The following is a 25,260-nucleotide window of genomic DNA, read 5'->3' as shown; positions in this document are numbered from 1 at the left end:
AAATTCAAAACAGCACACAAGTCCAAACTTGAAAAAACATAGCAGGTTTCAAAGTAACCACAAATTCAGATAAAGGAGTCACCATAACGACTAAAGCAAAAACCATTAACATAAGTTTAGACACTATGCTTATTGGATCTAAGACTTTAGTATTGTTTTCAAAATGTAATGTATAATTATTTACATTGACTTTACTATATGTCTCTAAATCTAAAAAAACAAGTTGTGCTTTCTTCCTTAGCATTTTCATTCTATGCTAAAACCAATTCATCAAAAATAGAAATGCAGTAATGCCTACTATACATAATATAATAACATCATCAACATCAGAATAAAGTCTTATAATTTTCATGATTCTATAAATTTATAAAAAATCATCATCTTTTTTTATTATTTTCGACCTTAAAGTAACTACGCCTACTAAAATTTGAATGAAACGATTACTCCCCATCTTATTATTGACACTATTTATAGTTAGCTGTAAGTCAAAAAAAACATATTCTAACAAAAAAAAACAGTCTCATACTGTAAAAGTTAATACGGCATCAAAGCCAAGTGCCAAAGCTGAAACCATTGTAAAATACGCTAAGACCTTTGATGGCACCCGTTATAAATACGGTGGCACCACCAAAAAAGGTATGGATTGTTCTGGTTTAATTTACACGAGCTATAAAAAATATAATGTCAACCTACCTAGAACAACCTCTGGACTAAAAAGTTTCGGGGAGTGGATCGATTTAAAAGAAGTTAACGTTGGTGATTTAGTCTTTTTTGCAACAAACAAGAACAGTCGAAAAGTAAATCACGTTGGCATTGTAACTAATGTTAGAACTGGGAATGTTGAATTTTTGCATGCCTCAACCAGCAGAGGTGTTATGATTTCTTCTATCGCTGAGAAGTATTGGTACTTTTCTTTTGTGCAAGCAAGACGCGTACTATAAATTAGCTTTTTTTATTATATTAGTAACTCATTGTCATGAAGTTACTAAATTTTACCATTATAAAACTGACCATCTATTTGGTGATTGGCATTCTTTTGGCGCATTACCTAAAGCCAAATGTCCATCTCGTTTTATATGTAAGTATGGGATTAGTTATTCTCCTTGGAGCCTATGGATTAAGTATAAAATCTAAAATTACACATTCCCCTTATTTCGGAATCCTCGCCTTCTTTTGTATGATTGGAGTTGGCATTACAACATATAATCTTCAAGATGAACCACTAAGACTTAAGCATTATACGCATCTCAATACTTCTAATAATATTAATGCTTTTATTTTTAAAATCGAAGAACGACTAAAGCCTGATGCTTATAATGACAAATATATAGCCACAATTAAGGCTTTTAATAATGAAGATGCTATTGGTCATTTATTAATCAACATTAGAAGAGATAGCACTTCTCAACCTTTTTACGTTGATGATGTTCTGTTTACTTCTTCAGAATTAAAAGCCATTCAAAAGCCATTAAACCCTTATCAATTTGATTATAGCCGCTATTTAGAATTGCAACAGGTAAATCATCAGCTTTACCTCGATTCATCTACCATTTTAAAACTTTCCAACTCAAAATCTACAATTTATGGCTATGCCGATGCCTTGAGAACTCATATCAATTCCAAATTTGAAGAAGCCGGATTTAAAAATGACATCCTTAGCATTATGAACGCACTGTTATTAGGGCAACGACAATCCATTGACAAAAGCTTATACAACAATTATGTCAACTCCGGAACTATCCACATTTTAGCCATTTCCGGACTTCATGTAGGTATTATTTTATGGATCCTAAATTTTGTATTTAAGCCACTACTCTATCTTAAATACGGGCGTTTTATTAGACCCTTTATTTTAGTTTGCATCCTATGGATTTTCGCTATTATTGCAGGTTTATCCCCTTCTGTAACACGAGCTGTAACCATGTTTAGTATTATAAGTATTGCCATGCATCTAAAGCGACAAACTAACATTTATAATACCCTCGTTATTTCTGCATTTATAATTCTATTATTTAAACCTACTTTTTTATTTGCTGTAGGATTTCAGATGAGTTATTTGGCTGTTTTAGGGATTGTAAGTGTACAACCTATTATTTATAATCTTTGGAAACCAAAATATTGGCTTATTGATAAACCTTGGCAGATTTTTACAGTGACTTTAGCAGCACAGGCTGGGGTTGTTCCGATTAGTTTGTTTTATTTTCATCAGTTTCCTGGTTTGTTTTTCATCTCCAATCTGGTCGTAATTCCGTTTTTAGGATTAATTCTAGGCTTTGGACTCTTGGTTATTGTTTTAGCACTCATAAATTGGCTTCCAAGTGCCATAGTTACCACTTATAGTTTCATCATTGATAGTCTCAATGCGTTTATCACTTGGGTAGCTCAATTTGAAGAATTTCTATTTAGAGACATTCCGTTTACAATGCTTCAGGCCATTGCTTATTATATGCTCATTATAGCTTTGATTCAAGTTTACAAATTTCAAAACTTTAGATGGGTTGCTATAAGCTTAATTGCAATTATTACACTTCAAGGGGTTTACTTTTACAATCAGCATCAAACACAAGATAATGCGTTAGTGATTTTCAACAAGAATCGCTATTCAATGATTGGACTAAAAACCCATAAAACATTAACCTTGTATCATAATTTAGACTCCCTTAAGTTAAAATCAGATAATATCATTAAGAATTATAAAGTAGGCTCATCTTTAGACATTGTGATTTCAAACAGTTTACAATCCGTTTATCAATACAAGGACAAGGTTATTTTAGCAATAGATAGTTTCGGAATTTATAAAGGGATTACGTTTCAGCCCAATTACATTTTACTAAGAAATTCACCAAAGCTAAATCTCAGCAGAGTAATCGATAGTTTACAGCCAGAACTCATTATTGCTGATGCTAGCAATTATAAGTCGTATTTAAATCGTTGGAAGGCCACTTGTAAACATAAAAAAATCCCTTTCCATCAAACAAGTGAAAAGGGAGCTTTTATATTAAAATAGATTTCTATTATTCTTTAAAGGTAGGACTAAAGGATTTAAAATACTCATTAAACTGCTCTTGAGACGTCATTTCTTTATATGCATCACTTTTAAAAAGTTTTAAATACAGCTCCAATTGTTGTGGTTTTAGATATCCTGTTATTGGCGAAATAACACCACCTTCTTCATCAAAAAAGACCATAGTTGGATATGCTTGTACTTTTAAGTAGCGCGAAAATTCGTGTGCACTGTTACGTCTATTTGCTTTTGTTGCATCGTAATTAGGATTCGCAAATGCTTGACCTTTATAAGTTACTTCATCATTACCTTCTGCATTAAATTTTACAGCATAATAATGTTCATTTACATAAGCGGCTACATCTGCATTTCCAAAAGTGTTCTTATCTAACATTTTACAAGGCCCACACCAGTTGGTATACACATCCATAAATATTTTCTTAGGTTCCTTTTTCTGTAGCTCTAAAGCCTCTTCTAAAGTTACCCAATTAATCTCTTGCGCTATTGCTGTTAATGAAAATGCAAAAACAGCTATTAATCCTAAAGTTATTTTTTTCATCATATTAGATTTGTTGCAAATAATGAGTCGAACTTACAAAAAATGCTCCTAAACAGGAGCATTTTAGATCGTTTTAACGGTTTTTGTTAACGTACACCGTGCATTAGTTTTTTCAATACTGGATTTAATACAAAGATAATTAGCCCTGCGATAATTGGCACAATCGTAAATATTAAGAAGAACGTAGACAAGCTATATTGCTTAGTAATATTTTCAATTTGTCCACCAACTACTGCTGCCAATTTGTTACCAATGGCTATGGCTAAATACCACATCCCAAACATTAAGGCAATCATTCTACCTGGCACCAATTTACTTACATAAGATAAACCGACAGGCGATAGACAGAGTTCGCCGAGAGTATGGAACAGGTAGGCTAAAATCAGCCAAACCATACTTACTTTTACACCATCTACAAGACCAAAAGCACCGAAGGCTAGTAAACCAAAACCAAGTCCCATAGTACATAATCCTAAAGCATATTTTGTTGCTGCACTTGGGTTATATTTACTTTCCCACCATTTAGAGAAGAATGAAGCAAAAACAATAATAAAGAACGAGTTTAGAATACTAAACCAAGACACTGTAATTTCAACTTCGTTATCTCTAACTTTAGTAACAGTTGCATTTACAAATCCTGTATCTCTCCCTAAGTTTTTTGCATTAGCAATTAATTCCGCTTGTTTTTCTTCAGAAGACACAAATGAGAATTCTGTTAATTCCTTATTCTTATTAATAAGAATTTTGCTTTCACCTACTTTATAATCGGCATAAGGTTCTCCAACAGTAATTGTTTTTGTTACAATTTTTTGCGATGAATTGGTTACTGTACTTTGAGTAACTGGGATATATTTAAATTGCAATTCCCCTTTATCATTCTTAACCTGTACACCTTTTTCATCTAATTGTGGTTGCTCAATAGCACTATAGCTCACATCATAAGCTGTAGTATTAAAATCCCTATTTAACATCCATCCAACAATGGCCCACATTAACAAGAAACAAATTACCAACACAATATTAGAACCTGGAATTTTCTTAAATGTTTTCTTCCATAAAATAAAAAGGACATAAGAAATAATAATCAATGGAATCACCGTAAGTAATGTATTTACGATATTGAATATTATCGCCGAATTTCCACTCAATAATCTATCGACATTATCTCTAGCAAAAATCACTAATGATGAAGCACCTTGTTCAAAAGACATCCAAAAGAATACCGTAAAGAACGCAAATACGATAAAAGCAATCATTCGATCTCTTACAACAGCTGTATATCTTAAAATACGACCTATTACTAATATCAAAAACAGCGCTAAAGCAAATAAAACGGCAGTGTACTGCCCTTCAAAATCACCTATTTGCAAAAAGGAGAACATATCGACACCCGCAATTTTAGACATGGGATCATTAATTGCATAGCCTAAACCTATGATAGATGCGATAACAATTAATACTTTATCTAAAATTGTAAAAGGATTAGGACGTTCTTCCTGCTCTTCTTCTGTAATTTCAACACTTTTTTCGTTAATATTTTGAGGTAGTTCTACTTCATGAACATTAGATGGCTTAGCACCAATCTTTCCAAATAAAGGACCTGCTAACCAAAACTGAATCGTTCCTAACAGCATAAAAATTCCTGCTAATCCAAATCCATAAGCCCAACCTACTTTTTCAGCTAAGTAACCACAAAGCATCATTCCGAAAAACGCTCCAGCATTTACCCCCATATAATAAATGGTATAAGCACCATCTTTCTTTTCTGGGTTCTTTTTGTACATATCTGAAATAATAGACGTCATTGTTGGCTTAAAGAAACCAGTACCGACTACCAAAAGAAACAATCCAAAGTACAATGAAAATTCAGTTTCTAAAGCCATGGACGCATGACCTGCCGTCATAATTAACGACCCAATAATAACTGCCGCTCTATATCCTGTATATTTATCAGCTAGCCAACCACCAATAATAGGTGTGATATATAGTAACATCGCATAAGTTCCAAAAAGTGCCCCTGCATTTTCTACTGTCCATTCCCAACCTGGATTATAGCCAATAGCTGCCATAGTAAGGAAATTTACTAATAATACACGCATTCCGTAGAATGAAAAGCGCTCCCACATTTCAGTAAAAAACAATACAAAAAGTCCGGCAGGATGACCTAGAACTTTGTCTTTAAATAAATTTTCGATGTCTGTATTCATAAAAAATAATTTAGTTAGGGTGAATTCTTAAGCTTGAATTCTTATTAGGGTTATTTATATTAATCGTTTAGATCTGGATTTGCTAACTCGAAATTTTCTGTTTCTAGTATTTCATGTTCGTTATCCTCTGCACCATGTGTTAGTTTCTTCAATTTCTTCAAGAATAAAAGTAGCAATAATCCAAATGCAACCGTAAATATAGTTAACCACATAAAGGTTGCAAATTCTTGTTCGCTTTGCTCTTCTTCTAAAACAAAAGACACTCCATAATCTTTTCCGTCTCCTTTGTTTTCAATAATTTGAGCCTTATCCTTATCTTTTTCGAATACTAATCTTGCGTGATAAGGATTAGCTTCCGATACATTATTCTCTTTTAACTCTTCTAAAAGTTGATGGGTATTTGAATCGTCTCCTTGAGCCAATTCAAACAAACCATTTAAGTTCTTACCTGTTTCAAAATCATTAAACACGACCTGTCCATTTTCAGGATATACAGTAGCTTTTATAATGAAATTTTTATCCTCATTAATTGGATAATCCGTTGTATCTACAACTTCTTTTTTATCATTCTTTATTTTAAATGTCTCTTTTGAAATAAAAGGTAAAACCTCTTGCTTACTCACTATCATTGTTCCGCTAAACGATTCTAACTGAGACGATTCCCCAATAGTACCCGCTAATTTATTCCCAAAACCTGTCGCTGCGAAATAAACCCCCATCATAATAGACGCATATTTTAATGGCGCTAATTTTGTAATAAACGATAGTGATACAGGAGAGGTACATAACTCACCGATTGTATGGAATAAATACGCTAAGAAAATCCACATCATAGCGGCCTTTCCAAAAGTTTCAGAACTAGCTTCTTGAGAAGCAAACATCATAAACACGTATCCTAGCCCCATAATAATGGTACCGATGGCCATTTTGAATAATGAAGATGATTCTTTTCCGCTCTTCTTCCACCAAATCCAAAATCCACCTACTAGCGTTCCAAATATGATAATATAACCGGCATTTAACGATTGAAATACTGCTGCAGGAATTTCTTCTAACCAGCTTAATCCAATAGTTCTATCGACTTTTGCATCCGTATATAAGTTCATCAACCCGCCTGCTTGCTCAAAAGCTCCCCAAAACACAACAACGATTAAGAATGAAATTAATAAAACAACAACTCTATCCTTCTCAATTTTACTTAACGGACGTTTTGACGCTAAACGCTCTGCTTCCGTAGCCTGACTTCCACCTGTAAATTCACCAACACCTTTTAAGAATTTTTGCCCCCAGATAAATACAATTTGTCCCAGTAACATTCCGATACCAGCTAAACCAAAACCATAATGCCAACCATAATAATAAGCTACTAAACCAACTGTTATACTTGCTAAAAAGGCACCAACATTAATACCAATATAAAAGATTGTAAATCCACTATCTCGTCTAATATCACCTTCTTTATACAAACCACCAACCATTGTAGAAATGTTTGGCTTAAGTCCACCCACACCTAAAATAATTAAACCTAAACCTGTAAAAAAGGCCCAACTCTGAGGTATTGCTAAAATACCATGACCAAAACATAAAAGTAGCCCACCGAGCATTACTGTTTTCTTTTGTCCTAGAAATTTATCTGCTATCCATCCTCCTGGAATAGAGGCAACATAGACTAACATAGTGTACCAGCCGTATAACCAGATCGCATCTTTGTTAGACCAGCCTAAACCTGGATCTATTGCTGTTGCAGACGTTGCCATATAAAGTACTAAAATACCCCGCATTCCATAATAAGAAAAACGTTCCCACATTTCTGTAAAAAACAAAATAAATAGTCCTATTGGATGCCCAAAAAGTTCCTTTTGATGTGCTTGTTTAGTTGTTGCTGACATAATCTTATTCGTTAGTATTAGTTAGTTTCGTTGTCATTAATCTTAGCATTTAATCTTTTAAGAATTACAGTTTATCACCCAATGTTCTGTGAATAAAATTTGTCATTTTCTTATATAAATGCAATCTTGTATTTCCCCCGTAAATGCCGTGGTTTTTATCTGGATAAATCATCCATTCAAATTGCTTATCCGCTTGGATTAAAGCTTCAACCATTCGCATAGTATTCTGCACATGAACATTATCATCACCTGTTCCGTGAATTAAAAGAAAATCACCTTTAAGTTTATCAACGTGATTTATTGGTGAGTTGTCATCATAACCGCTTGGATTTTCCTGAGGCGTGGTCATATAACGCTCTGTATAAATAGAATCATAAAATCTCCAGCTTGTAACCGGTGCCACTGCAATAGCCATTTTAAAGACATCATTCCCTTTAAAAAGTGCATTACTACTCATAAATCCACCATAGCTCCAACCCCAAATACCAATTCTTTCTGCGTCAATATAATCTAGTTTCCCAAGTTGCCTTGCCGCTTCAATTTGATCTTCTACTTCGTATTTCCCCAATTCGTTTTGTGTGACTTTCTTAAAATCTGCTCCTTTGAACCCAGTACCTCTTCCATCAATACAAACCACTATAAAACCTTGTTGTGCTAACATTTGATACCAATAATCATTTGCACTATTCCAACGGTTAGCAACCTGTTGAGATCCTGGTCCGGAATATTGATACATAAATAATGGATATGTTTTATTAGGATCAAAATTTGCCGGCTTAATGGTCCACATATTTAAATCATTACCATTTACAGAAATAGTACTAAACTCCTTTTTAGACATAGCATAACCTTCTAATTGCTTAGCTAAAGCCTTATTATCTTTAATCTGCTTTACAATTCTACCAGATTTTGAGTCGTACAACGTATATTCTTGTGGAGTGGTTGCACTAGAAAATGTATTAATAAAATAAGTAAAATCAGCACTAAACGACGCACTGTTTGTTCCATCCTTTTGGGTGAGACGTTTTTTATTTTTACCATTCAAACTAATAGAATAAACGTCTCTATTAACAGAACCATTCTCTGTAGATTGAAAATAAATGGTATTCTTTTTTTCATTGAAACCGTAGTAATCTGTCACTTCCCAATTCCCTTTTGTAACTTGATTAATAAGTTTCCCTGTTTTAGAATAGTGATAAATATGATTGAACCCATCTAATTCACTCGTCCAGATAAAACTATTATCTTTTAAAAATGTCAGATTGAAAGTAACATCGATATACGCCTTGTCTTTTTCTGCCAATACAATTTTTGAAGTCATAGCTTTGGTATCAATCATCCAAAGATCTAATTCGTTTTGGTGACGATTCATAAATTGAACACTTAAAACATTTGCTTCATTAGTCCATTTAAGTCTTGGAATGTAGAAATCGTTATAGCCTTTATTAACTTTTAATTCTGTTACGTTCTTTGTGTCTAAATCATACAAATGCAAAGACACTTTAGAGTTAGCTTCACCTGCTTTAGGATATTTAAACACATGTTGTGTTGGGTATAAATCCGAACCATAAACATCCATTGAAAACTCTGGCACTTCAGATTCATCAAATCGTATAAATGCAATTTTATTACTATCAGCATTCCAATCGAAGGCTCTTACAAAGCTGAATTCTTCTTCGTAAACCCAATCCGTAATTCCATTGATAATCTTATTTTTTTCACCATCTGTAGTTAACTGATCTACTTTTCCTGATTTTAAATCCTTTACATACAAATTATTTTCATATCCGTAAGCGACTTTAGAACCGTCTGGAGACAATGTTGGCTCTTGAACTAAATTATCAGAAACTTTGATAACTTTCTTTGAAGCTATATCGTAAATGTAGTACTCACCTAACGTAGAACGTCTAAAAACCGGTTGAGACACTGTAGTAAGTATTATTTTGGATTCGTCTGCACTGAATGAATAATCAAAAAAACCTTGAATCTCTGAAATGTCAGCAGAAGACACTAAGGTTTTTACTTTTTCCAATGTTTTATAATCGTAAATATCGATAGTAGAAGTTCGCGATTGCCTATTAAAATTTAAAACAGAATACTGATTTCCATTCGCCATTGAATGTAAAGCTTGCATTCCTTCTGTTCTAAAAGTTCCACTCCAAATTTCCTGAAGCGTGATTTGTTTTTCTTGACAAAAAACTAAAGAGGTCATTAAAAAGCAAAAAATAACCGCAAGGTATCTCAATTTCATGTATTTATATTTATTAATTTTAAAAAGGTCACATGCTATGCGCTAATAATCATTTCGTTGATGAACAGCATTCTAAGTATGCTCGTTTCGTAAATTTCATGTTTTAATAAAGCAATGCCAAGTTTACTAAAAATTATGCAAAAAATCGCTATTATTAACAGTAAATCGGCATTTACAATCCTATATGCAGACATTTTACACCAATCCTAGTATCTTTGTTTTTTTCAAAAATTAAAACCAATATGCCCAACACCATTACTGGCTTTTCTAAGCTTTCTAAATCCGAAAAAATTGAGTGGCTTTTAAATACGTATTTTACAGATAAAGATAGCGCAAGATTACTTGTTCAACGTTATTGGAACTCAGATGAGAAACTTCAAAAACTTCATGATGAGTTTATCGAAAACACCATTACTAACTATTATTTGCCATTAGGTGTGGCTCCCAATTTTTTAATTAACGATACGTTTTACACCATTCCAATGGCTATTGAAGAAAGTTCGGTCGTTGCTGCAGCAAGTAAAGCTGCAAAGTTTTGGTTAGAACGTGGCGGTTTTAAAGCCGAAGTTTTATCCACAGAAAAAATCGGACAAGTGCACTTTATATATAATGGAGATGTTGAAAAACTTAAGGCATTCTTTAAGCATGTAAAACCTATATTAATCAAAGACACTGCTTCCATAACAAAGAGCATGGAACGCAGAGGAGGGGGCATTTTAAATATTGAGTTACGAAATAAATCTAACGATTTACCGAATTACTTTCAACTTCATGCGACGTTTGAAACTTTAGATGCGATGGGTGCTAATTTCATCAACACTTGTTTAGAGCAATTTGCGACAACTTTTAAACACGAAGCATCACAATTTTCAATGTTTAATGCGGAAGAAAAGCATATTTCAATTGTAATGAGTATACTTTCTAATTACGTCCCACAATGTTTAGTACGCGCAGAAGTCTCTTGTAAGATCGAAGATTTAAAAAGTAAGGATATTCCAAATCCGGAAGAATTTGCCGAAAAATTTAAGCAAGCAGTTAATATTGCCGAAATAGAACCTTATAGAGCAGTAACGCATAATAAAGGTATTATGAATGGAATTGATGCTGTTGTCTTGGCTACAGGAAATGATTTTAGAGCTGTAGAAGCCGGCGTACATGCTTACGCCGCAAAAGATGGCCTATATTCGAGCTTAACCCATTGTACAATTGCCAATGGTATGTTTAAGTTTTGGATTGAAATCCCATTAGCCTTAGGAACCGTTGGCGGTTTAACAAGCTTACATCCTTTAGTCAAATTCTCGTTAGAAATGCTACAAAAACCAACAGCAAAAGATTTAATGAAAATCGTTGCTGTTGCAGGATTAGCGCAGAATTTTGGAGCCTTAAAATCCTTAACTACAACGGGTATTCAAGAGGGACACATGAAAATGCACTTAATGAATATATTAAATCAGTTTGAAGCGACACCTGAGGAGAAAATAAAGATCGTAGAACATTTTAAAACCAATGTCGTTACACACAGTGCTGTGGTAGATGCTATTGAAACCTTAAGACACTAAATTTGAAGACTTTTAGAAGTAACGGAAAACTATTACTCACCGCTGAATATGCTGTTTTGAATGGCGCCAAAGCCTTGGCCATTCCTACTAAATATGGACAGTGTTTAGAGATTCAGCAGAACGACTCTAATCGCATTAACTGGAAAAGTTACAATGAACTTGAACAGATTTGGTTTGAATGCTCTATGACCTATGATGAAATCGCTTCTTCTCACAAAACCATTCCGTCTCAACTCGATGTTAAAGCCAGACTATTACAAATTCTAAAAGCGACTCAAAGCCTAAATCCTGATTTTTTATCGTCAACCCAAGGTTATCAGATCACAACCTATCAGGATTTTAACCGTCTTTGGGGCTTAGGCACATCCTCTACTTTAATTAATAATATTGCCAATTGGGCACAGGTGAACGCCTATAAATTGCTTGAAAAAACGTTTGGAGGTAGTGGTTATGACATTGCATGTGCACAACATGATACGTCAATTACCTTTCAACTACAACCCAAACAAAACCCAATAGTAAAACCCGTTAATTTTATACCTAAATTTAAAGATCAGCTCTATTTTGTATACTTGAATCAGAAACAAAATAGTAGAGATGGTATTTCAGCATATAAAACCCTAGACAAAATCAACTCTAAAATCATTAATCAAATTAACGCTATTACCGAAGCGATGCTTGTTTGCGATTCACTTTCAGAATTTGAAACCTTAATTGCGTCTCATGAAAACATTATTGCTGACCTTATACAACAAGCTCCAATTAAAACGCAATTATTTTCAGACTTTAATGGCGCCGTAAAAAGCTTAGGAGCTTGGGGAGGAGATTTTATTATGGTCACAGCTAAAACCAATCCTAAAGCCTATTTTAATGCTAAAGGATTTGAGACAGTTTTGAGCTATGACTCCATGGTTTTAACCTAAATCTATAACACAAAAAAATGGCTTCACATTTCTGCAAAGCCATATTCTTAATTTTATTGTAAGCTTCTCGGTTAGTATACCGTTTTAGCTCTGTTATCTTCAATATCTGCAGACTTCTCTAAAGCTGTAAACACTTTAGATTGTACTGTATTTCTACGTTCTGCATTTAATCGGTTTACTATAGCACCATAGTTATCTAATTTCGTTGCTTCATTAACTTTAGTAACTTCAATAACATAAACCCCTTTATCTCCATCAATTGGGTTAGAGGTTTTGCCTTGAGCCAAACCAAATGCAGCTCCTACAACTTTAGGCTCAACACCAGCACCAGATAAGGTTGTGTTCTTAATTGTAAGTGCGGCAGCTGTTCTCACACTCTGTCCTTGATTTTTAGCGATATCATCAACAGTCGTTGCTGTAATCTTTTCACGAATCATCTTCGCCTTCTTTTCCTTTCTTATTTCAGGTAATGCTGTAATTGAAGCGTCCTCAACACTCATTAATCCTTTTTCTCTTTTCTCTACAACCTTAGCAATGATAAAACCAAAATTAGAAATTCCGAAGTTTTTGAAGTCACCAATTTCTGTATCTTCCTCAAAGGCCCAACGCACCACTTCTCTTTGACTTCCAAGACCAGGAATATTTTCATCTAATGCTTTAAATGTAATTGGCTTAACTGTTAAACCACGTTCTTTAGCTAAGGCATTAAAATCTGCATCTTTTGCTGCAATTTCAAACTTAGACATCGCGTTAAATACATCTTGAAGCGTTTGATCAGATGGCTCAATTTTAGTTGCTACTGTCGCTACTTTTATCGCTTTATTAAAACTCTTCTGCTCTAATATTTCTATAATATGATAACCAAAAGAGGTTTGTACCACATCAATGTCGCCAACTTTATTATCAAAAGCGTAAGCCTTAAATTCTGGTGCCATTCCTGCTAAATAGTCAAATTCAATTTCACCATCTTGTTCATTACTCACTTTATCAGAAGACAGTTCCAATAAGTCTAAAAACTTAGTACCCCCTTTAATTGCTGCAAAAATACTATCTGCAGTTTTCTTTGCTTCTACTGGTGTTTTAGTTACAGACGCATCTGCTCTTTGACCACCGACAAAAGGGACTAAGATATGACGCACTTTTACTGAGTCTGGTAATTCTTGAGTTGCAATAACTTTAGATAACTTATAGAACTCACCATCTTTATAAGGCCCGTAATAACTACCAACCTCTAATTTCATTAAAGTATCTTTAGCAACAGCTGGTAATTGTCCCGCTCTTAAAAAAGCATCGTTGTATTTTATTGCAGAGTTTGAATTCACAAATTCTTCAATATCTGTAGCCGAATCAAATCCAGGAATTGTTTCTGTATTCTTACTACTTTCATTATATTCAGTTCTATCTGATTTTAAGGCTAATAAATCAGCTTTAATTTTATCTTCATCAGCTTTAGAAGCTTCTTCTTTAAATTCTACATAAACAACTTCTCTAGTCGCATCAGTTTTATAAGTATCCTCATGCTTTTTCATATAAGCAGAAATTTCGCTTTTAGACACAGAAACTAAAGTATCAGCAATAGTTGTATATGGCACTTGCACATAACGAATGTCTACTGTTTTAGAATCACCTAAATACTCCGCTTCAGCTTCAGCAACAGTTGTACCGACACCAGCTTTTATCATGTTATAATACGTCTGCTGAATCGCATTTGTAGCAATGGTTTGTTCATTGTTTGTCCAGCTCTCATAGTTTACCAAAAAATTACCTAAAGGAGCGGTATCACCATTTAAATCTCTCAAGTTTGCAATAAATGCATTTAAACGGTTAACATCAAAGTTTCCGTCAGCATCTTGAAATTCTGGATAAGAAGAGAAACTATTTTTTAATAAATCTCTCATTTCGTCTTTTTCAACAGACAATCCTAATTCTTCAAATTCTGATTGTAAAACGATTCTACGTAGCTCTTGATTGTAAATTGCATTCATAGACTGGGTAGACGTTTGTCTTCCTCCAGATCTATCTTGATAATTCTTTACTTTTTCTTGGAACTCAACTCGGTTGATGTCTGTACCGTTAATTGTAGCAATCACGTCTTGTGAGCCACCTGTTAGAGCATCAGAATTTTTGAATAAATCTCCAATTACGAATGAAAATAACGCTAATGCGATTACTAATATTAATATTAGTGAGCGTTGTCTAATTTTATTTAAAACTGCCATAGTCTTCTTGTATCGTCTTTAATTTGATGTAAATAAGTCTGCGAAAATAGTATATTCTACTAAATAATAAAAGGAGAAGTGCAGTTTTTATAAGTGTTATCAGCTTTATTCAAAATTTTACAGAAATAGACTTAAGTAACTTTGTAATTACAGAAGCAAAACACAAAGTTATATTAACTTTTAAATTCTCGTAATACACTTATTATAAGTCAACTATAATCAATATTACTTAAAAAAAAGTAAATCCATTAATCTACATCAAGAACTCTTAATATAACTTCGTCAATCTTTGTTGATGATACTTCGGTAATGGTAAACTTAAAATTATCGATTTGCACATCATCATTCTCTTGTGGAATTCCTTCTGTAGCATGAACAATTAATCCACCTAATGTTTCATAATTTTCACTTTCGGGAAGATTTAATTTATAGGTTTCATTAATATAATCAACTTCTAATCTGGCTGTGAATTTATAGGTGTTTTCATTTAATTGCTCTTCAACCATTTCAACCGTATCATGCTCGTCTTCAATTTCACCAAATAACTCTTCCACAATATCTTCAACTGTCATAATCCCAGATGTACCTCCGTACTCATCAATGACTACGGCTATACTTCGACGTTTTCGCGTTAAAATATTCAATACATCTTTAATAAGTATGGTTTCAGGAACAAAAGCAACACGAATAATTATAGACTTAATGGTTTCGGGTTTTTTAAACAGTTCAAACGAATGGACATAGCCTAAAATATCATCAATATTATCTTTATAGACAATAATTTTAGTCCTACCTGTTTCTATAAAAAGTTGCCTTAGATTTTCTATAGAATCTGAAATATCTACCGCTGTGATCTCTGTACGCGGCACCATTACCTCACGCGCCTTTACCTCTGAAAATTCTAAAGCATTTTGAAAAATCTGAATCTCACTATCTACCTCATCCTGGTTTTCAACAGATTCCATTTGCTCTGTAATATAATTACCCAGTTCTACTTTAGTCATTGCTAAAACGACATCTTCTCCTTCGGCTCTAAATATGTATTTTAATACCGCATCTGAAATCCAAATGATAAAATCTGAAACCCAAGAAAATAAGAGATAGAATATATACGTAGGAAATGCTAATATCTTCAATAAGGTATTCGCATAAATTTGGAAGAATACTTTAGGTAAAAACTCTGCCGTAATTAAAATCACTAAGGTTGAAATCACAGTTTGTGTCAACAATTGCAAATCAACAAACAAATACGTTAAAGCATCACTATCTGAAGGCAACATGGTTTGAAACCAACGGACCAAAACTTCCCCCATTTTAAAACCATAGATCACCAAGGCGATATTATTACCAATAAGCATTGTAGCAATATACTTGGATGGCTTAGCGGTAAGCTTACCTAGAATTCTCCCCAAAAAATCCCCTTGTTTCTTCTCTAATTCAATATGAATTTTATTTGAAGACACATAAGCGATTTCCATACCTGAAAAAAAGGCTGACAGTATCAGTGTACTTATAATAATGACTAAATCAGTAGTCATAAATTATTTATTGTTATGATCTTCGAACTTTTTACTGAAGCGTTTTCTAAAGAAAAACATAAATCCAGCCAATGCTGCAAAAAGCAATGACATGTATGCCCCATTTCTATTTTCAGACCATTTTGTTATGGCATCATAAATAAAAAGGACCGCAAAAATGAGATAGGCGTAATGAAAAATCTTCTGTATTTTCATGTGTTAATTTTTATTGTTTTTTTTTACTTACCTCATAATCTTGACGCATGAAACCGTTCTAAAACTTTGAAGTTCTGTTTTGCGCTCAGGTCATGTTTTAAGTAAACTGAATATAGCGCAAAGATAGTTAATTATCGAATTGAACTTCGCCTCCCATTTCTAACAACTGAAAGTTTTTGAATTCTTTATCAGAATCGAAACCAATTCCATGTGACGGGCTACCAAAACGTTTAAACAACCAAGGCTCATTAGTAAATAGCCATTCTAACTTTTGATTATAAAATAATTGCTCTGTAAATAAAGTATCCTTTTCATGTGTTGCAATTTGAACATTGCCACGTAAATCTATAATATCAGTATCTGAATAGACAATAGCGTAATTGGAAGTTATTGTTGTTAGATTATTATTTTTATCATAGATTTTCAGCTCTATTCCTATTGGAAACTCAGAAAATGCAAATCTCCTATTAGAATAGTCTAACATTTTTGGACTTAGCAAATTGGCTAGTAATCTTACAGTATCTTCTTCAAACTCGGTATATTTTAAATCTATATTTTCAGCCTCACCAATAGGCTGATTTTGTAAGACACCAACTTTTTGAACCTCATTAAAGTCATTGTTACATGAAAAAAACAAAGTCACAACAATTGCTGTGACTAGGTTTTTTGTAATATGTGAAAACTGTTTTCTCATTAATTTTTAGGAACTGTTACTGATCGTCCTATCCAACATCCGATTTTAATCGTTTCACCTGCACAAGTACAGTTAAATATTTCTGTCTTAGAAGGTGCTTGCGCTCTATAACTTGCTGCTGTTTGAGCCGCTGCCTTTTTTAAACGTCCATCTACTCGTCCAGCTTTCTCTGCTTCAAGAGCAGCTAACCAGAATACAGCTCTTTTATTAAAGTTTGTATCTCCACAGTTGTTTGCGCTTTTTGCATACATATTAGAAATTGCTAAGTATGGTGAACCATCTGAAGGATTTAGCTTTAAAGCTTCCATATAATATTGTCTTGCTTTTCCGTAACTACCTTTTCCTTTAAACTCTTGCGCTAATTTCTTGTAAAGCTTTGCTTTTTTTAATGGATCTGTTTCCAACTTTACCGTTTGATCAAAATACTTTTGCTCTCCCGTTAATAAGTATAAGTAGAATGCGGTATCTGCACTAGGCTCAATACTATTTTTTTGTTGAACTAATTGCACAAATAAAGGATCATCTTTACAGCCTTTAGCATACATTCTGTTCATAGCACGTTGCAACCATTCTCCATTAGTTTTATTCTCTTCAAAATCTTTTTGATATAATGGCACTAAAATTTCACAAGTCGCTCTTTCACCTACTTTCTGATCCATACTAGCCTTTACTTTATCAAAGGCTTCTAAACTACTTTCGTGATATTTTTTGTATTTCGATTCATTTTTCGTTAGTTCAATACCACTTTCCTCCTTTTCAATTAAGTTATTCAGTTTTTCTGTATGACTCTTTTCGATATCATCAATCAATTCAATAACATCATCATACTTATCAAACATTTGCTGCGCCGTTATCTTTTGTGCGTCATATAAATCTACAGCCAAAGAAAAATACGTATAAAGTCCTTTTGCATTAGTAAAGTTTTTTGGATCTTTTTGATAAGCCTCATCGAACATGTTATAGACTTGCTCGTCTGACATATTTAACTCTTTTCTGTATTTGTAAGCTAAGTTAGCTTTATCAACCAAAATTTCACCTAAATCATATCTAGACTCAAAATGCTCTCTACTCTGATCGTGTAACAACATTAAATCTTTAATGTGTGCTATTTGTTCTGCTCCAGTAGAGTTTTCTATTTTATGTTTTAGGATTTTTTCACCATGCACATAGATTGCTCTATTAAATTTAGGACACTTATCTCTAACAATTTTCCAAGGACCATATGCATCATCATATTTTTTGCTCTTTACATAACTATCAAAAATTGATAGATTGTTCATACATTCTTCATCTTGCTGAGCAAACCCTAAGTTAACACTCATAAACAGTGCTAAAAATAGTATAGTAATTCTCGTCTTCATCTTTAGTTAATTTTGTTATTTATACTTCCTTTGTTCAAACCATCTAGAATTTAAAGATAAACTTACATTGAAGTTTACAAAATTCTCTTGAATTAAATTTTTATTAGTTGTTCCTCGCTTTCCAAATTCTAAGCCTAAATTAGCATTAGAGAATAAACTTCGTCTTCCAACTGGTAATCCTAGACCAAAAGACATGCCAAACTCTTTAATAGATTCATCTTTTATAACTAAGCCTGTATTAGCGAAGTTAAATCCAGCCCTATAAACGACACGTTTAAAGTAACCTGAGAATGCATTATAATCTGGAATAACAAATCCACCAACAGCAATTTTTGAAGAATTTTCAAAAGAAGAAATCGTATTAGAAAATATTGGATTAGAAAAATCACTAGCACTTTGATACGTATATTCTGTACCAACAAACCAAGATTTTGGCGATCCGACACCTACACCAAAAGAAAATGTTGATGGTAAAGTTAATTTTGTGCTTTTCAGATTTTGAGCTTCAAGATCTACATCAATTTCATTCGACAAACGTGAAACCTGATATGTAGAAGCATCAATAGTAACCGTAGATAATGATCTTATATTATCTGAGTTCAGTTTACTACCAGGCGCATAAGTTGCCGTAGCAGACAACTCTAATTTATCCGAAATCATAGTTTTATAATTCAGACCAAAATTTAAAGTTAAACCACTCAAATCAGACCTATTATATTCTAATGTTTGATATTGTATAATATCTCCATCTAGGCCATACTTTACTTCGAGTGCATTATTTTGAATATTTCCGAAATTATAACTAAAATCAACACCAACACCAAGCTTCTCCGTAATTTGGTAACCTAAGCCTGCGAAAACTCTATTTAAACCACCTTCACCACTAAAACGGTTCTCTAAGATACTATCATCATTAATATCATCTAGTTTATATCCTACAGATGTGTATGGCAACAAGCCAAAGCCAAAGCCAAATTTACCGATAGGAACTGATATCGCTATATAATCAAACATAGTACTATTAGTACTGGCTTCGTTTGAATTACTTTTTAATGTTGCATTATTCATAGTACCAGCAACCGTAAATTTAACAGGTCTACTCTCACCATTGAAATAAGATCCTTCTATAGGATTCCCTGCATACGAAGCTGGGTTTCTTAGATTAAAGTGAATACTATCTAAGTAAACACCTATTCCTCCCATGCTACGGTTTTCTACAGTACCTTTAAACTTAAGACTTCCAATACCATAAAATGAATATGGAGAGCCTGTGCCTTGTTGTGCAAAAGCTGCAGAACTTATAATTGTAATACAAATTACAATGAATCGTTTTATCATTATTTTGAATTATATTCTAGAATAAAATTCAAACCTTCTAAAAGAAAATTTGATTTCGCAAATATGGTATTTTTTAATTGGTTTGACAAAAATTTACTATCTCCTCCTGTTAAAATAACTGTTAAATCTGAGTTATCTTCTTGATATTGATCAATTACTCCATCAATTTCTTTTATTACACCATAAACTACACCCGAATGAATTGATGATTCTGTGGAGTCTCCTACTACATTAACAGGTCGCTTAGTCTCTAATAACGGAAGATTTGCTGTTAAATTATTTAGTGCGACATAACGCAATCTCAATCCTGGAGAAATTGCTCCTCCACGATAATGGTTATCGTTTGTGACAAAATCGTATGTTATACACGTTCCCGCATCAATGATTAGTGTATTCCTGTTTGCATACTGATTAACGGAAGCACAAACTAAAGCAATACGATCTACACCTAACGTATTTGGTGTTTGATAATCGTTTACAAATGGAAATTTTAATTTTGAAGTTAATTCAATTACATTTAAATCATGTTTTATTAGTTCTACTTGCTCCATGGACAAATGACCAACAGATGAAATAATTGCTTTTTTCAACTTTGGAAAGTTTTTTTTCAAGACTTTATACTGTTTTTTGAACTCTTTAAGCTTAAAACTTAACTTATATATTAAATCTGCGTTATTAAAAACAGCAAACTTTACATACGTATTCCCCACATCTACAATAAGATTCATAAGTATTTTTATATACTGCAAATTTATAAAATCAAATTTTATCAAATTCTTTTTGTGAATAATAAAAATGCTTCTATATTTGCATCCGCTTAACAAAGCAATTGGTGCCTTAGCTCAGTTGGTAGAGCAAAGGACTGAAAATCCTTGTGTCCCTGGTTCGATTCCTGGAGGCACCACCACCAAAACCCGATTCCTAGGAATCGGGTTTTTTGGTTTTATAGCGTACTCAAAGCGTATTACGGATCAAGGGGATCAATCTCAAAAGTTGTGTGTGTGTGTGTGCTAATTAAAATTAGATACCGATTTTTATAAAAAAAAAAGGATCAAAATTAAAAATTGTATATAAAAACAGTTAATCAAAGCTTTAAACAAAAAAATCAAGGTGTTACACCTTGATTTTTCAATTAAAACAAATATATAAACAAGATTTAGGACCAAAACCCTTCAATTTCTTCAAGAGATTTTTCTTTTGTTTCAGGTATAAACTTGTAAGTAACATATACAATGATTAGAATAAAGGCTATAAAAATATAGTAAGGTAAAGAGCCATTCCAAGGCGCACTATTATTTACTTCACTCCCCATAACAACAGGAAACGATTGCGAAACCACATAATTAGCGGCCCATTGCGCTGCTACAGCCACAGACATCGCAACACTTCTAATTTTATTTGGAAACATCTCTGATAATAAAACCCAAACTACAGGTCCCATAGACAAGGCAAATGACGCAATAAAAAGCAGCACACCAATTAAAGATAAGACACCTACACTTTCTTGTTGTAATGTTATTCCTAAAAGTAAAAACCCAACAATCATTCCAACAGAACCGATATAAAGCAGTGGTTTTCTTCCAAATTTATCGACTGTAAACATGGCTACAAAAGTGAATACTAAATTTACAAAGGCTAATAATATTTGCTGAGCTAGGACGTCTTCTTTTCCAAAGCCAAGTGCTTTTTCAAAAATATCAGCACCATAATACAATACCGCATTAATTCCGGTGAATTGTTGCAACATTGAAAGCACTGTACCAATAGCTATAATTACAAGTATACCTTTAGAAAAATAACTCACTTTAACACCATCATTCGTTTCATTAAGTGATTCTTTAATATGCCTCATTTCCTTTTCTGCGACTTCATCTCCATTTATTTTTTGTAAAACGGCTAAAGCATCTTTTTCTTTCCCCTTTAGAGCCAACCATCTTGGACTTTTAGGAACGATAAACAACAGTATTAAAAACAAAAGACTCGGAATTAATTCTGACCAGAACATACGACGCCACCCGAATTCAATATTTTCGGCTACGGTTAAATCGTTACCAATAAAATAAGTTGCAAGAAATACCACAAAAAAGCCAATAACAATAGCTAATTGATAATACGTCACCATACGTCCTCTTATATTTGAAGGTGCAATTTCAGCAATATACATAGGTGCATTCATCGAAGCGACACCAATACCCAAACCACCAATAATTCTAAACACAACTAACATACTCACCGTTTGAGGAAATATCTCTGGCAAACCTGAACCGTAAGCGGACACCGTAAAGAAAATTGCCGAAATAATTAACGACCATTTACGTCCAATCTTAATACTCAATGGCCCAGCAACAATAGCTCCAACAAAACATCCTAAAAGGGCACTACCTACAACCCAGCCTTTTAAAGCATCGCTTAAATTAAAATATTCTGTAAGATAAAATTGAGCACCATTGATAACCCCTGTATCATAGCCGAAAAGCAAACCACCTAACGCGGAAACCGCGGCGATTAATAATAAGAAAACACCTTTTTTCATTTTATATATTTATTTAATATTAGTTTATTTAGCCCTTAATACTATACTTCAGTTAAAGGAGATAAATGATAATACATTTAATACAAGTATCAATTAACACTGCATATTTAAGAATTTATTCGACAAAAATCACTGCACTTTTTTCAGAAACTCCGTTTTCACTGTAGGCTTCAATTGTGAAATAATAAGGCGTATCACGATCTAAACAACGCATAAAATGCTCATTGGTATCGTGAACTTGCCATGACTGATATAATTTATCTTCTGCAATGCCCCAACGGATATTATACCCTTGAGCACCTTCTACAGCATTCCAAGAAAAAGACACATCTCTGCGATCCTCTTCTCTTTTTACTTTAAATCCTGTAACCTTCTCTGGCTTATCTCCTAATCCTAATCCAAAAACCCTAAACTCGGACATTGCAAAGTTGGCACCAGGTACTTTTATATTGTTATAACGCACATACTTTGCTTTTACAGTTTTATCTAATACAATATAAGCATTTGGTGTATCCTTTTCGCTTATACTTCTATCTACAACTGTTTGCCAATTAACGCCATCTTCAGAAGTTTCAATTGTAAATTGATGTTTTAATCCTTTAGTACGTGTATAAATACCTGATTCATAGTCATGGAAATTCAATTGAAAAGCATTGATGTTTCCAGGTTTTAGCATTTCAATCGTTATCCATTGCTTATCATCATTAGCATCTGCAACCCAAAATGTTTTAGGATTTTCATCTGTTAATACTTTAGAAATTATTTGACCATCATTATTTTTTTCTAAAGGTAATTCTGTGACCTCTACGGCATCATCATCAGATGTAAATTTCTCAACCTGCATTAATGAAGAAGAGACAGTAGCAGTTCCTTTGTACGACAATAACATCCAACCATTATGTTGCCCTGCCTTTGTAGGATGATTAGCTCCAAAACGCGGGTAATCTCCATATGCTGTATTGCTATACATAAATCCATCCTCATCAAAATAAGTTGGAAACATACACAAACGACGTTCCCATTGCGAATTAGAGGCAAGCGCCATCGTTGCAAAGTGCCAATATTGTCCATTGGTTTGCTTCACCGTTATGCCGTGTCCTGCACCATTTGTAAATCCACCTGGCTTAAAACTCATCGGATTATTTTTCATATATTTAAAAGGACCTAAAGGCGTATCACCAATATAAACGCCATCGGCATACACATTAAACTGCGTACCGGGTGCTGCATATTGCAAATAATATTTCCCGTTATGTTTGGTCATAGAAGCGCCTTCCAAATACCCCTCCTTTAAAGTTGGGTGAAAGTTATTTTCACCAAAACGTTCCCATCCGTGTTCTTCTTCAACAAGAGTAAACAATTCTTTACGAACACCTGTTTCTAAAAACCGATCGTCTTTATTCAATAGTTTTACATGAAGCGGATGTACATTAGAAGACCCCCAATACAAATAGGTTTTTCCATCATCATCTATAAATAATTCCGAATCTTGAATGTCCGTAGATATGGATGCTGTCGGTTCCCATTTTCCACTTTTCGGATCGTCCGTATAAAGCATACTTCCATATCCTGCAGGGTTACCAGCAAAGTACACTAACGAATCTTTGTAATTAAACGCTGTTGGTGCATTACTCCCTTCAAAAAACCATTGCTGCGGCTTAATAAAATTCCAATTCATCAAATCCGTAGAATGCCAATAGCCAAAAGAACGCGTGACAAACATATAATATTCGCCTTTAAACTCTATAACCGCAGGATCTGCACCAGAACGGTACGATTTGTTTTGGCTTGAATTATAAACCATATAAGTATAATCGATATCCAAAGGATTAATATACGTATCAAATCCTTTTTTTATTTCTGTCTTTTCTTTTGTATTAATCTGTTGTTCTATGCTCTTATCCTTGGCATTATTACAAGATTGAACCCCCAACAAAATCATTAATAGAATATAAAATTGTCTCATAGCTGTTTTGTTTTTAAAACTTTAGTCTGAATTACGTCGTTATTTAAAACCGTGCATTTAAAGAAGTTGAATATTTTATCGAAATCTTCCGAAGGAATTGTTGCAATTTCATGCCCTCCTCCTTTAACAATATTAAAATAATAGCCAACTCCAAATTCTTCTAATTGTTCAGCGATAACCTCAGAACCATCAAGCATAAAGTAACCGTCTTTTTTAGAATCACAAAAATGATGTGAGGCACTACTAAACGGCACTAAACTATCATTAGTTCCATGGTACAAAACTGAGGGCACCGCATTATTCGCTGTAATATAACTTGCATCTACCACAGCACCTGCACATGAAAACACACCTGCAAATTTCACATTACTGTAGGCGTCTTTATTGGTTATAAAATAATCCTTCATAAATACCGCATTTAACGATCCTTCTGCACCCGCACTACTTCCACCAGCAATAATCTTAGTAGTATCTATTTGAAACATTTCGGCTCGATCAACTAAAAACTTTGCTGCATCCAAATAATCAATTGCCGCTTGTTTAAACGTTTCTAATTTTTCATCTTTAGTACAATCACAACCAAAACCAGTAGCCGTATTTTTTCTAAGTAAACGATAATCGATAGACACTCCAATATAGTTTTGCTCTTTAGCTGCATATACAACTAAATTACGATCATCTGGATACGCTCGATGACTACCCGAAAACCCACCCCCATGCATCCAAAGTAATAGTGGTAATTTTTCTCCTTTTTTAATTTTATTAGGTGTAAACATATCCATTTTTAAGGTATCATTTCCTTTTATAGCATAAGTATAGGTTTTGAAACTTATACGCTTTTCTGAAGACTTTACACTAAAATTAATATCCTGAGATTGCGCTATAATTTGACATGTAAAAGCCACACATAATAATAAGAATAGGGATTGGTACTTAAAGTTTATATGTGGCATAGGGGCTGCTATTAATCAATTAAAGAAATTTATTTTTAAAATATGAATCTAAGATGTTATGCCATTATCAT

19 protein-coding genes and 1 tRNA gene are annotated in these 25,260 nt (G+C 33.5%); 5 read left to right on the top strand and 15 right to left on the bottom strand.

Annotation, left to right across the window (positions count from 1 at the left end):
- Positions 1 to 4: 4 nt before the first annotated feature.
- Positions 5 to 244, bottom strand: coding sequence for a hypothetical protein (locus ACXGSQ_RS06550; RefSeq protein ID WP_458628814.1), 240 nt, complete (start codon positions 242 to 244; stop codon positions 5 to 7).
- Positions 245 to 431: 187 nt separating this feature from the next.
- Here ACXGSQ_RS06550 and ACXGSQ_RS06545 point away from each other — a divergent pair, with 187 nt between their 5' ends.
- Together ACXGSQ_RS06545 and ACXGSQ_RS06540 are read left to right on the top strand one after the other, a co-directional pair.
- Positions 432 to 941 carry a C40 family peptidase gene (locus ACXGSQ_RS06545; protein WP_458628813.1) on the top strand — a complete coding sequence of 170 codons (510 nt, stop codon included), beginning with the start codon at positions 432 to 434 and terminating at the stop codon, positions 939 to 941.
- A 35-nt stretch (positions 942 to 976) separates the two neighbouring features.
- Positions 977 to 3,007 (top strand): ComEC/Rec2 family competence protein, encoded by a 2,031-nt coding sequence (locus ACXGSQ_RS06540; RefSeq protein ID WP_458628812.1) that lies wholly within the window; start codon positions 977 to 979, stop codon positions 3,005 to 3,007.
- A 7-nt stretch (positions 3,008 to 3,014) separates the two neighbouring features.
- On the opposite strand, the gene ACXGSQ_RS06535 is transcribed toward ACXGSQ_RS06540, so the two are convergent.
- The 4 genes from ACXGSQ_RS06535 to ACXGSQ_RS06520 form a co-directional block, all read right to left on the bottom strand.
- Positions 3,015 to 3,563 (bottom strand): thioredoxin family protein, encoded by a 549-nt coding sequence (locus tag ACXGSQ_RS06535; protein ID WP_458629332.1) that lies wholly within the window; start codon positions 3,561 to 3,563, stop codon positions 3,015 to 3,017.
- A gap of 86 nt (positions 3,564 to 3,649) precedes the next feature.
- Entirely contained in the window at positions 3,650 to 5,770 is a 2,121-nt protein-coding gene (locus tag ACXGSQ_RS06530; RefSeq protein ID WP_458628811.1) for a peptide MFS transporter, read from the bottom strand.
- A gap of 59 nt (positions 5,771 to 5,829) precedes the next feature.
- Complete coding sequence (locus ACXGSQ_RS06525) at positions 5,830 to 7,659, bottom strand: peptide MFS transporter (RefSeq protein ID WP_458628810.1); 1,830 nt, start codon at positions 7,657 to 7,659, stop codon at positions 5,830 to 5,832.
- 64 nt (positions 7,660 to 7,723) lie between these two features.
- Positions 7,724 to 9,910, bottom strand: coding sequence for a S9 family peptidase (locus ACXGSQ_RS06520; RefSeq protein ID WP_458628809.1), 2,187 nt, complete (start codon positions 9,908 to 9,910; stop codon positions 7,724 to 7,726).
- Positions 9,911 to 10,140: 230 nt separating this feature from the next.
- Here ACXGSQ_RS06520 and ACXGSQ_RS06515 point away from each other — a divergent pair, with 230 nt between their 5' ends.
- Both ACXGSQ_RS06515 and ACXGSQ_RS06510 read left to right on the top strand, forming a co-directional pair.
- Complete coding sequence (locus tag ACXGSQ_RS06515; RefSeq protein WP_458629331.1) at positions 10,141 to 11,469, top strand: hydroxymethylglutaryl-CoA reductase, degradative; 1,329 nt, start codon at positions 10,141 to 10,143, stop codon at positions 11,467 to 11,469.
- A gap of 2 nt (positions 11,470 to 11,471) precedes the next feature.
- Positions 11,472 to 12,392, top strand: coding sequence for a GYDIA family GHMP kinase (locus ACXGSQ_RS06510; protein WP_458628808.1), 921 nt, complete (start codon positions 11,472 to 11,474; stop codon positions 12,390 to 12,392).
- A 71-nt stretch (positions 12,393 to 12,463) separates the two neighbouring features.
- Here the strand turns inward: ACXGSQ_RS06510 and ACXGSQ_RS06505 are convergent, their stop codons facing one another.
- From ACXGSQ_RS06505 to ACXGSQ_RS06475, 7 genes are all read right to left on the bottom strand, one after another.
- Positions 12,464 to 14,611: a peptidylprolyl isomerase gene (locus ACXGSQ_RS06505; RefSeq protein WP_458628807.1), complete on the bottom strand. Its 2,148-nt coding sequence runs from the start codon at positions 14,609 to 14,611 to the stop codon at positions 12,464 to 12,466.
- 248 nt (positions 14,612 to 14,859) lie between these two features.
- Entirely contained in the window at positions 14,860 to 16,149 is a 1,290-nt protein-coding gene (locus tag ACXGSQ_RS06500) for a hemolysin family protein (protein WP_458628806.1), read from the bottom strand.
- Between the two features lie 3 nt (positions 16,150 to 16,152).
- A complete protein-coding gene (locus tag ACXGSQ_RS06495) occupies positions 16,153 to 16,344 on the bottom strand; it encodes a hypothetical protein (protein ID WP_458628805.1) in 192 nt (63 codons plus the stop codon).
- A 127-nt stretch (positions 16,345 to 16,471) separates the two neighbouring features.
- A complete protein-coding gene (gene lptC, locus ACXGSQ_RS06490) occupies positions 16,472 to 17,038 on the bottom strand; it encodes an LPS export ABC transporter periplasmic protein LptC (RefSeq protein ID WP_458628804.1) in 567 nt (188 codons plus the stop codon).
- Positions 17,038 to 18,399 (bottom strand): hypothetical protein, encoded by a 1,362-nt coding sequence (locus ACXGSQ_RS06485; protein WP_458628803.1) that lies wholly within the window; start codon positions 18,397 to 18,399, stop codon positions 17,038 to 17,040. The genes lptC and ACXGSQ_RS06485 overlap by 1 nt, the downstream gene beginning before the upstream one ends.
- A gap of 15 nt (positions 18,400 to 18,414) precedes the next feature.
- Entirely contained in the window at positions 18,415 to 19,737 is a 1,323-nt protein-coding gene (locus tag ACXGSQ_RS06480; protein ID WP_458628802.1) for a hypothetical protein, read from the bottom strand.
- On the bottom strand, positions 19,737 to 20,465 hold the full coding sequence (locus ACXGSQ_RS06475; RefSeq protein ID WP_458628801.1) for a type III pantothenate kinase: 729 nt from the start codon (positions 20,463 to 20,465) through the stop codon (positions 19,737 to 19,739). Before ACXGSQ_RS06475 ends, ACXGSQ_RS06480 begins: the two co-directional genes overlap by 1 nt.
- Positions 20,466 to 20,568: 103 nt before the next feature.
- On the opposite strand from ACXGSQ_RS06475, the gene ACXGSQ_RS06470 reads away from it, so the two are divergent.
- Positions 20,569 to 20,644, top strand: a tRNA-Phe gene (locus ACXGSQ_RS06470).
- A gap of 249 nt (positions 20,645 to 20,893) precedes the next feature.
- On the opposite strand, the gene ACXGSQ_RS06465 is transcribed toward ACXGSQ_RS06470, so the two are convergent.
- The 3 genes from ACXGSQ_RS06465 to ACXGSQ_RS06455 form a co-directional block, all read right to left on the bottom strand.
- Positions 20,894 to 22,270 (bottom strand): sugar porter family MFS transporter, encoded by a 1,377-nt coding sequence (locus tag ACXGSQ_RS06465; RefSeq protein WP_458628800.1) that lies wholly within the window; start codon positions 22,268 to 22,270, stop codon positions 20,894 to 20,896.
- A 115-nt stretch (positions 22,271 to 22,385) separates the two neighbouring features.
- Positions 22,386 to 24,236, bottom strand: coding sequence for a family 43 glycosylhydrolase (locus ACXGSQ_RS06460; protein WP_458628799.1), 1,851 nt, complete (start codon positions 24,234 to 24,236; stop codon positions 22,386 to 22,388).
- A complete protein-coding gene (locus ACXGSQ_RS06455; protein WP_458628798.1) occupies positions 24,233 to 25,189 on the bottom strand; it encodes an alpha/beta hydrolase in 957 nt (318 codons plus the stop codon). Before ACXGSQ_RS06455 ends, ACXGSQ_RS06460 begins: the two co-directional genes overlap by 4 nt.
- Positions 25,190 to 25,260 lie beyond the last annotated feature (71 nt).

This window comes from Winogradskyella sp. PC D3.3 (genome assembly GCF_054366245.1).
The sequence above is the reverse complement of the archived record's forward strand: the minus strand, read 5'-3'. Positions and strand labels throughout refer to the sequence as shown.

Excerpts from the sequence above, each read along its gene's own strand:
- ACXGSQ_RS06550 (WP_458628814.1), bottom strand. The coding sequence starts at position 244 with ATGCTAAGGAAGAAAGCACAACTTGTTTTTTTAGATTTAGAGACATAT.
- ACXGSQ_RS06545 (WP_458628813.1), top strand. The coding sequence starts at position 432 with ATGAAACGATTACTCCCCATCTTATTATTGACACTATTTATAGTTAGC.
- ACXGSQ_RS06540 (WP_458628812.1), top strand. The coding sequence starts at position 977 with ATGAAGTTACTAAATTTTACCATTATAAAACTGACCATCTATTTGGTG.
- ACXGSQ_RS06535 (WP_458629332.1), bottom strand. The coding sequence starts at position 3,563 with ATGAAAAAAATAACTTTAGGATTAATAGCTGTTTTTGCATTTTCATTA.
- ACXGSQ_RS06530 (WP_458628811.1), bottom strand. The coding sequence starts at position 5,770 with ATGAATACAGACATCGAAAATTTATTTAAAGACAAAGTTCTAGGTCAT.
- ACXGSQ_RS06525 (WP_458628810.1), bottom strand. The coding sequence starts at position 7,659 with ATGTCAGCAACAACTAAACAAGCACATCAAAAGGAACTTTTTGGGCAT.
- ACXGSQ_RS06520 (WP_458628809.1), bottom strand. The coding sequence starts at position 9,910 with ATGAAATTGAGATACCTTGCGGTTATTTTTTGCTTTTTAATGACCTCT.
- ACXGSQ_RS06505 (WP_458628807.1), bottom strand. The coding sequence starts at position 14,611 with ATGGCAGTTTTAAATAAAATTAGACAACGCTCACTAATATTAATATTA.
- ACXGSQ_RS06500 (WP_458628806.1), bottom strand. The coding sequence starts at position 16,149 with ATGACTACTGATTTAGTCATTATTATAAGTACACTGATACTGTCAGCC.
- ACXGSQ_RS06495 (WP_458628805.1), bottom strand. The coding sequence starts at position 16,344 with ATGAAAATACAGAAGATTTTTCATTACGCCTATCTCATTTTTGCGGTC.
- lptC (WP_458628804.1), bottom strand. The coding sequence starts at position 17,038 with ATGAGAAAACAGTTTTCACATATTACAAAAAACCTAGTCACAGCAATT.
- ACXGSQ_RS06485 (WP_458628803.1), bottom strand. The coding sequence starts at position 18,399 with ATGAAGACGAGAATTACTATACTATTTTTAGCACTGTTTATGAGTGTT.
- ACXGSQ_RS06480 (WP_458628802.1), bottom strand. The coding sequence starts at position 19,737 with ATGATAAAACGATTCATTGTAATTTGTATTACAATTATAAGTTCTGCA.
- ACXGSQ_RS06475 (WP_458628801.1), bottom strand. The coding sequence starts at position 20,465 with ATGAATCTTATTGTAGATGTGGGGAATACGTATGTAAAGTTTGCTGTT.
- ACXGSQ_RS06465 (WP_458628800.1), bottom strand. The coding sequence starts at position 22,270 with ATGAAAAAAGGTGTTTTCTTATTATTAATCGCCGCGGTTTCCGCGTTA.
- ACXGSQ_RS06460 (WP_458628799.1), bottom strand. The coding sequence starts at position 24,236 with ATGAGACAATTTTATATTCTATTAATGATTTTGTTGGGGGTTCAATCT.
- ACXGSQ_RS06455 (WP_458628798.1), bottom strand. The coding sequence starts at position 25,189 with ATGCCACATATAAACTTTAAGTACCAATCCCTATTCTTATTATTATGT.